The 12,853-nt window shown below is 68.3% G+C and carries 10 protein-coding genes; 5 read left to right on the top strand and 5 right to left on the bottom strand.

Annotated features, from left to right (window positions below):
• Positions 1-8 precede the first annotated feature (8 nt).
• Both FB473_RS16905 and FB473_RS16900 read right to left on the bottom strand, forming a co-directional pair.
• Positions 9-1,040: an LLM class flavin-dependent oxidoreductase gene (locus FB473_RS16905; protein WP_167171780.1), complete on the bottom strand. Its 1,032-nt coding sequence runs from the start codon at positions 1,038-1,040 to the stop codon at positions 9-11.
• A 59-nt stretch (positions 1,041-1,099) separates the two neighbouring features.
• Complete coding sequence (locus tag FB473_RS16900) at positions 1,100-1,522, bottom strand: VOC family protein (RefSeq protein WP_167171776.1); 423 nt, start codon at positions 1,520-1,522, stop codon at positions 1,100-1,102.
• A gap of 175 nt (positions 1,523-1,697) precedes the next feature.
• Here FB473_RS16900 and FB473_RS16895 point away from each other — a divergent pair, with 175 nt between their 5' ends.
• The gene (locus FB473_RS16895; RefSeq protein WP_167171773.1) at positions 1,698-2,648 is read left to right on the top strand and encodes a pirin family protein; all 951 of its coding nucleotides are present in this window, start codon (positions 1,698-1,700) and stop codon (positions 2,646-2,648) included.
• Positions 2,649-2,670: 22 nt separating this feature from the next.
• Here the strand turns inward: FB473_RS16895 and FB473_RS16890 are convergent, their stop codons facing one another.
• The 3 genes from FB473_RS16890 to xylA all read right to left on the bottom strand — a co-directional run bounded on the left by FB473_RS16890 (position 2,671) and on the right by xylA (position 7,346).
• Positions 2,671-4,593 (bottom strand): AMP-binding protein, encoded by a 1,923-nt coding sequence (locus FB473_RS16890; RefSeq protein WP_167171770.1) that lies wholly within the window; start codon positions 4,591-4,593, stop codon positions 2,671-2,673.
• Positions 4,594-4,704: 111 nt separating this feature from the next.
• Complete coding sequence (gene xylB / locus FB473_RS16885) at positions 4,705-6,129, bottom strand: xylulokinase (protein ID WP_167171767.1); 1,425 nt, start codon at positions 6,127-6,129, stop codon at positions 4,705-4,707.
• 26 nt (positions 6,130-6,155) lie between these two features.
• Entirely contained in the window at positions 6,156-7,346 is a 1,191-nt protein-coding gene (xylA, locus tag FB473_RS16880; RefSeq protein ID WP_167171764.1) for a xylose isomerase, read from the bottom strand.
• A gap of 83 nt (positions 7,347-7,429) precedes the next feature.
• Here xylA and FB473_RS16875 point away from each other — a divergent pair, with 83 nt between their 5' ends.
• The 4 genes from FB473_RS16875 (at position 7,430) to mmsB (ending at position 12,849) form a co-directional block, all read left to right on the top strand.
• A complete protein-coding gene (locus tag FB473_RS16875; RefSeq protein ID WP_167171760.1) occupies positions 7,430-8,662 on the top strand; it encodes an ROK family protein in 1,233 nt (410 codons plus the stop codon).
• Between the two features lie 174 nt (positions 8,663-8,836).
• On the top strand, positions 8,837-9,958 hold the full coding sequence (locus FB473_RS16870; protein WP_208390896.1) for a substrate-binding domain-containing protein: 1,122 nt from the start codon (positions 8,837-8,839) through the stop codon (positions 9,956-9,958).
• Between the two features lie 81 nt (positions 9,959-10,039).
• Positions 10,040-11,638 (top strand): multiple monosaccharide ABC transporter ATP-binding protein, encoded by a 1,599-nt coding sequence (mmsA, locus tag FB473_RS16865; protein WP_167171754.1) that lies wholly within the window; start codon positions 10,040-10,042, stop codon positions 11,636-11,638.
• Positions 11,635-12,849 (top strand): multiple monosaccharide ABC transporter permease, encoded by a 1,215-nt coding sequence (gene mmsB, locus FB473_RS16860; protein ID WP_167171751.1) that lies wholly within the window; start codon positions 11,635-11,637, stop codon positions 12,847-12,849. Before mmsA ends, mmsB begins: the two co-directional genes overlap by 4 nt.
• Positions 12,850-12,853 lie beyond the last annotated feature (4 nt).

Below are 12,853 nucleotides of genomic sequence, written 5' to 3'. Positions count from 1 at the left end.
GGCGCCCGTCAGCGGCTGTCCACCAGCCGGGTGGCGAGTTCCTTCACGGCGTACTCGCGTGCCCGGTTGATCGACTGCGGGTCGTCACGGTAGTTGCCCGCCACGGGCTGGATCATCACCTCGTCCACGGTGAACCGATCGGCCAGCGCGAAGATGGCCTCGGCCACCTCGTGCGCCTCGCCGATGAGCCATGGGGATGCCAGGGCGGCGAGGCTCTCCTCGGACACGGGGGGCACCGCCGTCTCGGCCTCCTCGACGCTCATGAGCGGCTCGAGCGGTCGTCCCAGGCGCAGGTTGGCGATCGAGTAGAGGTGGGGGCGGGCGAGGCGTTCCGCCTCACCCGGCTCGCGGCCGACGACCACATTGACGGTGATGAAGGTCGTCGGACGTCCTTCGCCCCGGTACTCGTGCCGGTACAGGGCCAGCGCCTGGTCCGTGCCCTCGCCGGTGAAGTGGTGGGCGAAGACGTAGGGCAGACCCAGCCGTGCCGCCAGGCGGGCCGAGTAGTCGGACGATCCCAGCAGCCATACCGCGGGCACGCTGGTGGGTGCCGGGGTCGAGTGGATCGCGACCCGCCGGGTGCCGATGTCGGCCTGGACGCCGGTGGGCCCCAGCATGGCGATCACCTGCTCGACCCAGTTCGGGAACTCCACCAGGGTCTGGTCGTCGGTTCCGCCCCTCAGCGCCCAGCTCGTCACCGGATCGGTGCCCGGTGCCCGTCCGATTCCGAGATCTATCCGCCCCGGAAAGGCGGCCTCCAGCAGTGCGAACTGCTCGGCGATCACCAGCGGCGCGTGGTTCGGCAGCATGACGCCGCCCGAGCCGACGATGAGCTGGCTGGTCTGGGACGCGAGCATCCCGATCAGTACGGGAGGGTTGGTGGATGCGATTGCGGGCGTGTTGTGATGCTCGGCCACCCAGTAGCGGGTACAACCCGCCCGGTCGGCCACTTTGGCGAGCGACACCGATGCCGCTACCGCGTGGCCCGTCGACTGCCCTTGTCGTACGGGGATGAGGTCGAGCACAGAGACCTGTACCATGCGGGGATACTATCCATGGCGCGGCCTCGGGCTCGAAGGTTGCCGCCCTGTTGCCAGTCTCAGCCCTGGCCGGCCTGGCCGACGTCCACCATCCAATCGATCCCGTACTTGTCGGTGACTTGGCCATACACGTCGCCCCAGAGCTGCTCGGCGAGTGGCTGACCGATCGTCCCGTCCACTGCGAGCCTGTCGAACCACCGGGTGGCGAGTTCGAGGTCGGTGCCGGGTTCGTCGCCCATGAGTGCGAGCGCGATGCGCTGGCCCCGCCAGGTCTCCGCGGAGCCCGTGAAGGCGTCCGACGCATAGAGGACGAAGTGGTCGGTGGCGAGTTCGGCGTGCATGACGCCCTCGGGGGGCATGCCGTCCGCCCCGTACTCACCGAAGGTCGAGACCGTCAGCTTTCCGCCGAAGACCTCCTGGTAGAACGTCGTGGCCTCTCGGGCGTTGCCATTGAAGCTCAGGTACGGATGCATCGTCAGCATGGTTGAATCCTGTTCTATCGTGGCCTGCCATCAGGGTCGCACATGAGAGCCTCCCGTGTGCGGAATAGGTGGGGGGAGCCCGGCCACCGGAATCGGGATCAGTGTGGAAGATTGTGGTGCGTAGTCGAACCACAATCTTCCACACTGATTGCGGGCCGCGGTCATACTGGTGCACGTGACGCAGATCGAGGTTGTTGAGCCGCGGACGGTGCCGCTGGGCACGGGCGACGCGATGCAGGTCGAGCGGGCGATTCCCCAACGTGCGTTGAGCCTCGTCGGGGCGTGGTGTTTCCTCGATCACTTCGGGCAGGACGTCGGGGACGGGCAGGCGAACGCGTCCATGCGCGTGGCCCCGCACCCTCACACGGGCCTGCAGACCGTCACCTGGTTGTTCTCGGGTGAGATCGAGCATCGCGACGGGCTGGGCACCCAGGCCGTCGTCCTGCCGGGAGAGGTCAATCTGATGACCGCGGGCTGGGGGATCACGCACACCGAGTACTCGGTGGGGCCCGAGCCGCTGCACGGTGTGCAGCTGTGGATCGCGCTACCCGATTCGCATCGTTTCGTCGATCCCCGGTTCGAGCACTTCGCACCCGAGCCGGTGCGCATGGACGACCACGAGGTCGCCGTGTTCGTGGGCCGGTTCGGGGACGCGGAATCGCCCGTCGAGGTGCATTCGCCGCTCGTGGGGGCCGAGATCCGGTTCACCAACGAGACCCCGCTGGTCGTCGACGTGGACGAGAGCTGGGAGTTCGGGCTGCTCGCCGACAGCGGCGCCGCCCGCATCGAGGGCGTGGAGGTGCCGAGGGGCCGGCTCGGTTACGCGCCTCCGGGACGAAGCACTCTCACCCTGTCGGCGGACGCGGAGCCCGGCCGCGTGGTCACCGCGATCCTCATCGGGGGCAAGCCACTGGACGCCGACATCGTGATGTGGTGGAACTTCGTCGGGCGCAGCCACGACGAGATCGTCAGGTGGCGGGCGAACTGGCAGCTCGCCATCGGTGCCGAGACCGGCGGCGACAACGCCGGCAACTTCCCGCTGACGCCGCGCACGGACGACGAGCCCGCGTATCCGGCTCCGCCGATGCCGGCGGTCAGGCTGCGGCCGCGGCACCGCCGGAACTGAGGGCCCGCCGCCGGGGCCGGGCTCAGACGGCGCTCGCCGCCCGGGGCAGCAGCAGGTCGAGACGTTTCTGCAGGTCGAAGCCCGCCAGGCGCTCCCGTATCCCGGGCCCCAGGGACTCGAGGTAGGCACGCAGGTCGGCGTCCAGGGACTCCAGGTGCTCGCGGATCTCGGGGCCGAGTTCCTCCAGACGGTCCCGGATACCAGGCCCGAGTTCCTCCAGCCTGACCCTGAGCTCCGGGGCGAACGAGGCCAGCCGCTGGGAGAGATCGAGGGAGTCGACGTGGCCCCGCACCTCCCGGCGAAGCACCTTGCCCATCTCGTTGCGGGGCAGTTCGGGAAGGACGAAGACCCGCCGGGGCACCTTGTAGGCGGCCAGCCGCTTCTTCACCGAGCGCCGCAGGTCTTCCAGGTCGGGCAGCAGCCCGTCCCTGGTGACGACGGCGGCCACCACCTCTTCGGCCCCGAACTCGTTGGCGAGCCCGACGACCGCCACGTCCTCGATGCCGTCGTGTCCCCGCATCGCCGCCTCGACTTCCGAGGGATAGACGTTGAAGCCGCCGGTGATCACGACCTCCTTGATGCGGTCGACGATCCGCAGGAAGCCGCGCTCGTCGGTGACCGCCACGTCGCCGGTGCGGAACCAGCCGTCGTGGAAGGCCGCCGCGGTCTCCGCGGGGCGATCGAGGTATCCACCGAAGACCTGCGGTCCCTTGACGAGGATCTCGCCGGGGTCGCCCGGTGCGGCATCGCGACCGGGGTCGGCCGGGTCGGCCAGGCGCACCCGGGTGTCGGGGAAGGGGACGCCGATGGATCCCGCCGTGCGCGTGGTGTTGACCGGATTGCCGGCCACGATGGGTGAGCACTCGGACAGCCCGTATCCCTCGATCAGGAAGCCGCCGGTGGCGTTCTCCCACAGGTCGATCAGCTCGCCGCGCAGCGACATGGCACCGCTGATGCCGACGGCGATGCCGCGCAGGCTCACCCCGCGCTCCGCGGCGCCGTGGGCGATGCGCTCGAACAGGGGCGGGACGCCGATGACCACGCTCGGCGTCCGGCGCTTGATCGCGTCCAGGATGAGCCCGGTCTCGGGCTTGGGGATGAGATGCACGGCGGCGCCGATCGTCAGCCCGGCGTTCATCGACAGCGAGCACCCGAACACGTGGAACAGCGGCAGGCAGGCGAGGAAGACCTCGCGTCCTGGACGCAGCACGTGCATCCAGGCGATGGCCTGGGTGGTGGACGCCAGCAGGTTCGTGTGGGTCAGGGGAACGCCCTTGGGGGTACCGGTCGTGCCCGAGGTGTAGAGCAGCAGGGCCTGGTCCTCCGGCCGGGGACGCAGCGCGCGGGGCGGTGCGGGGTGCGGGGCGAGCAGTTCACGGAACCTGATCGTCCCCGGCGCGGGGACCGACAGCTGGGCACGGGACCGTCGCGCCTTGCTGATCGGCAGTCGCAGCAGGAGCCGTTTCGACAGCGGCATGGCTTCGACGAGGTTGACCGAGACGATCGTGCGAGGGCGGATGGCGGCGGGGAGCGCCTGCAGGGACGGGGCGGCGCTGTCCCAGACGATGGCGACGTTCGCGCGGTGGTCGGCGAACAGCGGGGTGAGTTCGCGGGTCGTGTACAGGGGATTGTGTTCGACGACCGTGGCCCCGCATGCGAGCACGGCGTAGAACGCGATGACGTGCTGAGGGCAGGTCGGCATGAGCAGGGCCACGTGGTCGCCGGGCCCGACGCCGAGATCGTGCAGGTGCCCGGCCACCCGGCCCACGTCGCGGCGCAACCGTGCGTAGGTGGTCGGCCGCCCGAAGAAGTCCAGGGCGGTCTGCTCCGCGAACCGGCTCGTGAACCGGTCGAAGGCGTCGATCAGCGATCCCCCGGGATAGTCGAGATGCCGGGGCACGTGCGGATCGTAGGCGGCGGTCCAGAGGTCGTCGATCGAAGTCATGTGGGCTGCCTCGCTGTCGGTCGCTGTGAGCGATCTCCAGCCTACGCTACCGTAGGTAACGACTCGTCCTAGCCATGCCTACCCTCGTCGACCGTTGTCAGGACGAGGTCGTCAGAGTAAAGGGCGGTCGGCGTGCAACCCGGCCCGCTCGCGATAGGCGTCGAGCACCTGGGGTGTCGGCTCGGCCGTCACGCGGGGCACGGACCCCCCGCCGAGGCCGAGCCAGTCGGGCAGTTCGCCGTCCAGCGCCCAGGCCGCCTGCCGGGCCGCCCCGTCGGCCACGTACTCGCCGGGCTCGGGCACCAGCACGTCCATGCCGAACACCGCCGGGGCGATGCGCTGCACGGCCCTCGACCTGGCCCCGCCGCCGATGAGCCGCACGGACGCGACCGGGATGCCGTGCGAGACGAACAGGCGCAGGGCGTCCGCGAGCGAGCACAGGAGGCCCTCGACCGCGGCGCGCGCGAGGTTGGCCCGGCTGAGGCCGGCCAGGGTCATGCCCACCAGGGATGCGGTGGCGCGGGGCAGGTTGGGGGTGCGTTCCCCCTGGTAGTAGGGGACGAGGGTGAGCCCGCCCGCGCCGGCGGGCGCCCCGAGGGCCAGGGCGTCGAACTCCTCGTACCCGACGCCGAGCAGGTCCCGGACGACGTCGAGGGTCTGCGCCGCGTTGAGGGTGACCCCCAGCGGCAGGAAGTTGCCCGTGGCGTCGGCGAACCCGTTGATCGCGCCGGTGGCGTCCCGCACGGGTGTTGAACTGATCGCGGCGACCACCCCGGACGTGCCGATCGAGACCGAGACGTCGCCGGGTGTCATCTGCAGGCTCAGCGCCGCCCCCGCGTTGTCGCCGCAACCGGCCCCGACGACGGCTCCGGCGGGCGTCGTCCCGGCCCGCTCGGCACCGGACAGCACTCGCGGCAGGACGATGCCGTCGGCCTCGTCCCGGCGAAGAGCGAGCGCCAGGAGTTCCCGCTCGTACCGGTTCGTCGCCGGGTCGAAGTATCCGGTGCCGGACGCGTCCGACCTGTCGGTGGTCAGCGCCTCGAGGCCCAGTGACGGGCCGCCCCGCAGATGCCAGGTGAGCCAGTCGTGCGGCAGGGCGACCGCCGCCACGCGACGCGCGTTGCCGGGCTCGTGGTCGGCGAGCCAGCGGAGCTTGGAGACCGTCAGCGAGGCGACCGGGACGCTGCCCGTGGCCTGTACCCAGGGCCCCTTGCCGCCCAGTTCGTCGGTGAGGGACGCCGCGGCCTGTGCGCTCCGGGTGTCGTTCCACAGGAGGGCCGGCCGGATCACCTCACCACGGTCGTCGAGGACGACCATGCCGTGCTGCTGCCCGGCGACGCTGAGGGCCGCGACATCGTCCAGGCCCCCGGCCGCCGCGATCGCCCGGTCGAGCGCGTCGAGCCAGTAGCGGGGGTCGACCTCGGTGCCGTCGGGATGCGAGGCTGAGCCGTGGCGGACCATCCGACCGTCCCGGGCATCCCTGACCACGACCTTGCACGACTGGGTCGAACTGTCGACCCCCGCTACCAGCGTCACGATGCCTCACTCTAGTCGGGGTGCCGCTACCGCGCGACGCCCAGGATGTGTTCGATGGCAAGCTGATTCAGGCGGACGAACCCATAGTCGCGCTCGCCTGCGGACTGCGCGTCGAAGTCCTCGAACGCCGTCCGGTCGGCCAGGAGATCGCTCAGCGACTCGCCTGCTCCCAGCGTCGGTCGGGCGAGTTCGAACACCCCGGCGTACTCCATGGCCTCCTGGACGCGCGGGTCGGCGCGGAACTCCTTCGCCGCGTCCGCGAGGGCGAGGTAGGTGGCCATGTTGGCGGACGCGCTGTCCCACACCGAGCGGCCCGCGTCCGTGCGCGAGGGCTTGTAGTCGAAGTGTCGCGCGCCGTCGTAGGTGGGGCCTCCGCCCGGGAAGCCGTTCTCGACCAGGTCGACGGTGAAGAAGGCACTGGTCAGGTCGCCGTGGCCGAACACCAGGTCCTGGTCGAAGCGCGGGCCGTGCTGACCGTTGAGATCGATGTGGAACAGTTTGCCCGCCCACAGCGCCTGAGCGATGCCGGCTGTGTAGTCGAGCCCGGCCATCTGCTCGTGCCCGACCTCCGGGTTCACGCCCACGATGTCGCCGTTCTCCAGGTTCGCGATGAGCCCGAGTGCGTGCCCGACGGTGGGCAGCAGGATGTCGCCGCGGGGCTCGTTGGGTTTGGGCTCCAGCGCGATGCGCATGTCGTAGCCCTTCTCCTTGATATAGGCCGCGACCGTGTCGATGCCCTCGGCGTACCTGTCGAAGGCGGCCTTGAAGTCCTTGGAGGCGCCGTACTCGGAGCCCTCGCGTCCGCCCCACATCACGAAGATGTTCGCGCCCAGCTCGGCTCCGAGATCGACCTGGCGAAGGATCTTCCGCAGCCCGAACCGGCGGACCCCCCGGTCGTTCGAGGTGAGCCCGCCGTCCTTGAAGACCGGGTGGGTGAACGTGTTGGTGGTCACCATCTCGATGACGATCTCGTGCGCGCGGCACGCCTCGGCGAGGCGGTCGATCCGGTCGCGGCGCTCGGCGTCGCCGGTGCCGAACGGAATGACGTCGTCGTCGTGGAAGGTGATGCCCCACACGCCGAGTTCGGCGAGCTCCGCGACCGCGTCCCAGGGGTCGGCAGGAGTACGAGTCGGGTCGCCGAAGGGGTCCGAGGCCGGCCAGCCGACGGTCCACAGCCCGAATGAGAACTTGTCCTGCTTGGTTGGTTTGCGCGCCATTGCGATTGCCTCCTAGATTGTTTTTCCACAAAACATACGTGGGCAATGGGGCGTCGTCAATCGGCGTCGGATAGTCTGCGCGGGTGGAAGCCCGCCGTGGGCGCCATGGCGCGCTCAACCAATCGTCCCTGCGCGACCAGAACCTCCGGGTGGTCGCGCAGACGCTGTGGGGTGCGGGCGGCGGGTTGACCCGCGCCGAGTTGTCCGCCCGGACCGGTCTCACGCGGGCCACTGTCTCGCGTCTGGTCTCCGAGCTGATAGGTGCGCAACTGGTCGAGGAGGCCGGGCCCGCGGAGAGCGGGCAGCCCGGCAGGCCCGGCACCCAGCTGCGTCCCGCAGCAGCCAGCGTGGCGGCCGTCGGCCTGGAGATCAACATCGACCACACGGCCGGGCGGGTCATCGACCTGGCGGGGACCATCCTGGGCGAGTTCGTCACGTCGGAGGACACCCGCGGCGCCACCCCGGGCGAGCGGTTCGAACAGTTGGGCAAACGGGCCGCCAGCATGGTGCGCCGCGTGATGTCGAGTCATCCCGGGCTCCGGCTGTGCGGCGTCTGCCTGGCCGCACCCGGATTCGTCAGCGGGCTGAGCCAGATCAGGTTCGCTCCCAATCTCGGATGGCGCGATGTGGTGCCCGCCGATCTCATGGGACGCGCGTTCGCGCGTCTGGGCGTCGATTTCGTGGTCGACAACGACGCCGATCTTCAGGCACTGGCAGTGTCACGCCTTGCCCCAGGCAGATTGGTGGCTGATCCGACATTCTTGTTCATCGCGGGCGACGTCGGCGTGGGCTCCGCGATCGTCGAGCGTGGCCAGGTGCAACGCGGCCAGCACGGATGGGCGGGCGAGATGGGGCACATGACGATCGACCCGCTCGGGCCGGAGTGCGCCTGCGGGTCGCGCGGGTGCCTCGAGCGGTATGCGGGACGCTGGGCCGTCCAGGAGGCCGCCGGACTCGAGACGAGCTTCGACTCCGATCGTCTTCTCGAACTGCTGCGCGAGCACGACCCCGACGCGTCGCGGGCGGTCGACCAGGCAGCCTGGGCGCTGGGCATCGCGATCGCCAACACGCTCAACATCCTCGACATGCGGCAGGTGGTCTTGGGCACCTCATTGGCTGACATCGCGCCATGGACGCTGCCGAAGATCCACCGGATCATCGCCGAGCATCTGCTGTGGGCCGACTTCGAGTCGGTCGTCCTGTTGCCCGCGCGGCCCGATCTTCTCCCGGCGTCCACGGGTGCCGCGTACCGCGTCCTTGAGCAGGTGCTGGACGACCCCGCGCGGTGGATCGCGGAACAGGTGCAGGACGGCTGAGAGCACCTGCTCCACCGGGTTGGCTGCCAAAGGTCACGAAGGGGTATCGAATCTCTTCCTGGGGCTTGCGCTTCGGGGGTGCGATGAAATAGTTTCGCCGAAGAACAAAAGGCCACTGTGTGGTGACCGCGGATCCGGCAGTGAAGCCGAGAACCCACAGGAAGGATGAGGCTGATGAGGCCCAGACTATTCACACTTCTCGCCCCGATAATTGCGGTGGTGCTGGCATTCACCGCGTGCAGCGGGACGCGTGGCGGCGAGGCGAGCAGCGCCTCGAGCGGAGCCGCAGACAAGAGCAGCACGCTCATCGGCATCGCGATGCCGACGAAGTCCCTCGAGCGCTGGAACAAGGACGGCGCCCACCTGGAGGAACTGCTGAAGGCGGACGGCTACCAGACCACGTTGCAGTACGCCGACAACAAGGTCGACCAGCAGATCACCCAGATCCAGAACATGATCAACCAGGATCCGAAGGTGCTCGTGATCGCGTCCATCGACGGCAGCGCGCTGGCTCCCGTGCTCGAGACCGCCAAGAGCAAGGGCATCACGGTCATCGCCTATGACCGCCTGATCAACCAGAGCGCCAACGTCGACTACTACGCCACCTTCGACAACTACAAGGTCGGTCAGATGCAGGGCGAGTACATCGCGGACCAGATCGCATCGCTCGACAAGCCTGTGACCCTGGAGCCGTTCGCAGGCTCGCCCGACGACAACAACGCGAAGTTCTTCTTCTCCGGTGCCTGGGACGTCATCAACCCGTTGATCCAGTCGGGTGACATCACCGTGCCCTCGGGCAAGGCCCCCGCCTCGAACGACGAATGGACTCAGATCGGCGTCCAGGGATGGAGCTCCGACACGGCCCAGTCCGAGATGCAGAACCGGCTCAACACGTTCTACGCCGGTGGCCAGAAGCTCGATGTCGTCCTGTCACCGAACGACTCGCTGGCCCTCGGCATCGCCCAGGCCCTGCAGGGCGCCGGGTACGAGCCCGGTGCCGACTACCCGATCCTGACCGGTCAGGACGCCGACAAGGCCAACGTCCTCAACATCATCGCCGGTCGCCAGTCGATGACCGTCTGGAAGGACACCCGCCAGCTCGGAGAGCGCGTGGCTGTCATGGTCAACCAGATCGTCGAGGGTGAGACCGTCGAGGTCAACGACACGTCGTCCTACAACAACGGTGTGAAGGACGTGCCCACCTACCTGCTCGACCCGGTTGTCGTCACCAGCGACAACATCCAGGACACCCTGATCGAATCCGGCTTCTACACAGCCGGTGACCTGGGTCTGTGACCTACCCGTAAGTGTGTCCCGGGCGGGCGGGGTGACCCGCCTGCCCGGGACACGACTGGGATCACGACAAAGAGGTTGTGCATGAATCCACACAGCGATGGTGAGCAGCCGCAGGCCGACGGGCCGGTGGCAGGCGAACCGGACCACATCTTGGAGATGAGGTCCATCACGAAGACGTTTCCGGGCGTCAAAGCCCTGTCCGATGTCACCTTCCAGGTACGGCGCGGAGAGATCCACGCGATCTGCGGAGAGAACGGCGCGGGCAAGTCGACGCTCATGAAGGTGCTCTCGGGCGTCTACCCGTACGGCACCTACGAGGGCGAGATCCGGTTCGAGGGACGCCCGGCCCAGTACCGGACGATTCGCGACAGCGAGCACGACGGCATCGTCGTCATCCAGCAGGAACTGGCACTCAGCCCCTATCTGTCGATCGCGGAGAACATCTTTCTCGGCAACGAGCGCGCGAACCGCGGCGTGATCGACTGGGCCGTCACGAACAGGGCCGCCCAGGAGCTCCTGACGCGCGTCGGGCTCGACGAGCCACCCGACACCACGGTGATCGACATCGGCGTCGGCAAGCAGCAGCTCGTCGAGATCGCCAAGGCCCTGTCGAAGCGGGTGAAGCTGCTCGTCCTCGACGAACCGACCGCGGCACTCAACGACGACGACTCGGCAGCTCTGCTCGACCTCATCAGAGGACTGCGGGACAACGGGGTGACCTGCGTCATCATCAGCCACAAGCTGTCCGAGATCCGCGCCGTCGCCGATTCGACGACGATCCTGCGTGACGGTCGCACGGTGCGCACCTACGACATGCACGGTCCCGAGCCTGTCACCGAGGCCATGCTCATCCGGGACATGGTGGGACGCAGCATCGACAACCGCTTCCCCGACCACGAGTCGCATCCCGGCGACGAGGTGCTGCGGGTCAGCGACTGGACGGTCCACCATCCTGTGGTGCCCGATCGGGTGGTGATCGACAAGGCGAACCTGTTCGTCCGGCGTGGTGAGATCGTCGGCATCGCAGGGCTCATGGGGGCGGGGCGCACCGAACTCGCCATGAGCATCTTCGGGCGCTCCTGGGGCAGGGACATCTCCGGCCGGCTTACGGTCAACGGCCAGGACGTCGAGTTGCGCTCCGTCAAGGAGGCGATCGACGCGGGGCTGGCGTACGCGTCCGAGGACCGCAAACGTTTCGGGCTCAACCTGCTGGACGACATCAAGCACAACACCACGCTGGCGGCACTGCGCAAGGTGAGCCGGGCCGGGGTGGTGCAGAACGCGGCCGAGTACACCGTGGGTGAGGAGTACCGGGGCAGGCTCAACATCAAGGCGCCCAGCGTCGACGTCCAGGTGGGGACGCTGTCGGGTGGCAACCAGCAGAAGGTCGTGCTGGCCAAGTGGATGTTCACCGCTCCCGACGTGCTCATCCTGGACGAGCCGACACGCGGCATCGACGTGGGTGCGAAGTACGAGATCTACACACACATCAACGCGCTGGCGGACGCGGGCAAGGGAGTCATCGTGATCTCCTCCGAGTTGCCGGAGCTCATCGGCATCTGCGACCGCATCTACGCGCTCAGCTACGGGCACATCACCGGCGTCGTCGATCGGGCCGACGCCACCCAGGAAGTCCTCATGACCTACATGACCAAACAGAAGGAGGACCCGGCAGCATGAGCGCCACGCAGACGGCAAGCGTCCCGGGCAACGACGCGTCCCGGGCAGGCAGCAACCCGCTCAAGCGGATCAACCTGCGGCAGTACGGCATCATGCTGGCCCTGGTGGTCATCGTGTTGCTCTTCCAGGTGCTCACCGACGGGAAGCTGTTGCTCCCCAACAACGTCGCGAGCCTCATGCAGCAGAACGCCTACGTCATCGTCCTCGCCCTCGGCATGCTGATGATCATCATCGCGGGACATATCGACCTGTCGGTCGGTTCGGTGGTGGCGTTCCTCGGCGGTGTCATGGGCATCGCGATGATGCACTGGCATCTGCCGTGGGGCGTGGCTGTGCTCATCGGTGTTCTGCTGGGCCTTGTGGTGGGTGCATGGCAGGGGTTCTGGGTCGCCTATGTCGGCATCCCCGGGTTCATCGTCACGCTGGCCAGCATGATGCTGTTCCGTGGGCTGGCCATCGTGCTGGTCGGTGAGACCATCGCCGGCCTGCCGTCCGGGTTCGTCCGCATCAGCAACGGCGGCGTCCTAGGGATCTTCGGCTACATGGGCGTGCTGGACGTGTTCACCCTCACTCTCGGCGCGGTGCTGATCGTCGGATTCGTCGTCTCGGAGGTGCGCAGGCGCCGCTCGCTGGTGAAGAACGAGCTGCGGGTGGAGCCGGGAGGCCTCTTCCTCGGCAGGCTGATCGTGATCAGCCTGGTCATCGGCGCTTTCGTGTTCATCTTGGCACAGAGTGCGATCGGCACACCCTTCGTCCTCATCATCTGCGGCATCCTGGTGCTCGTCTACAACTTCGTGATGAGCCGGACGGTGTTCGGCCGACACATCTACGCGGTCGGCGGCAACATCGCCTCCGCACGACTGTCGGGCATCAGCATCCGGGCGACGCACTTCCTGATGTACCTGAACATGGGATTCCTGACGGCGGTCGCCGCCGTCATCACCACCTCGCGTTCCGGCGCGTCGGTGGCTGCCGCCGGGCAGAACTACGAGATGGACGCCATCGCGTCCTGCTTCATCGGTGGCGCGGCGGTCAGCGGCGGTATCGGCCGGGTGTCGGGCACCATCATCGGTGCGCTGATCATGGGCGTGCTGAACATGGGGCTGTCGATCCTCGCGGTGGACGCCGCCTGGCAGCAGTCGATCAAGGGTCTCGTCCTCCTGCTGGCGGTCGCATTCGACCTCGTCAACAAGCGGAGGGGCAACCGCTGAACCG

The sequence above is a fragment of the Brooklawnia cerclae genome, assembly GCF_011758645.1.
In the GTDB taxonomy this organism is placed as follows: Bacteria; Actinomycetota; Actinomycetes; order Propionibacteriales; family Propionibacteriaceae; genus Brooklawnia; species Brooklawnia cerclae.
This window is presented reverse-complemented; position numbering and strand designations above follow the sequence as displayed.

Bases quoted from the DNA above. Each gene is read 5' to 3' on its own strand.
- FB473_RS16905 (WP_167171780.1), bottom strand. From the start codon at position 1,040: ATGGTACAGGTCTCTGTGCTCGACCTCATCCCCGTACGACAAGGGCAG.
- FB473_RS16900 (WP_167171776.1), bottom strand. From the start codon at position 1,522: ATGCTGACGATGCATCCGTACCTGAGCTTCAATGGCAACGCCCGAGAG.
- FB473_RS16890 (WP_167171770.1), bottom strand. From the start codon at position 4,593: ATGACTTCGATCGACGACCTCTGGACCGCCGCCTACGATCCGCACGTG.
- xylA (WP_167171764.1), bottom strand. From the start codon at position 7,346: ATGGCGCGCAAACCAACCAAGCAGGACAAGTTCTCATTCGGGCTGTGG.
- FB473_RS16870 (WP_208390896.1), top strand. From the start codon at position 8,837: ATGAGGCCCAGACTATTCACACTTCTCGCCCCGATAATTGCGGTGGTG.
- mmsA (WP_167171754.1), top strand. From the start codon at position 10,040: ATGAATCCACACAGCGATGGTGAGCAGCCGCAGGCCGACGGGCCGGTG.
- mmsB (WP_167171751.1), top strand. From the start codon at position 11,635: ATGAGCGCCACGCAGACGGCAAGCGTCCCGGGCAACGACGCGTCCCGG.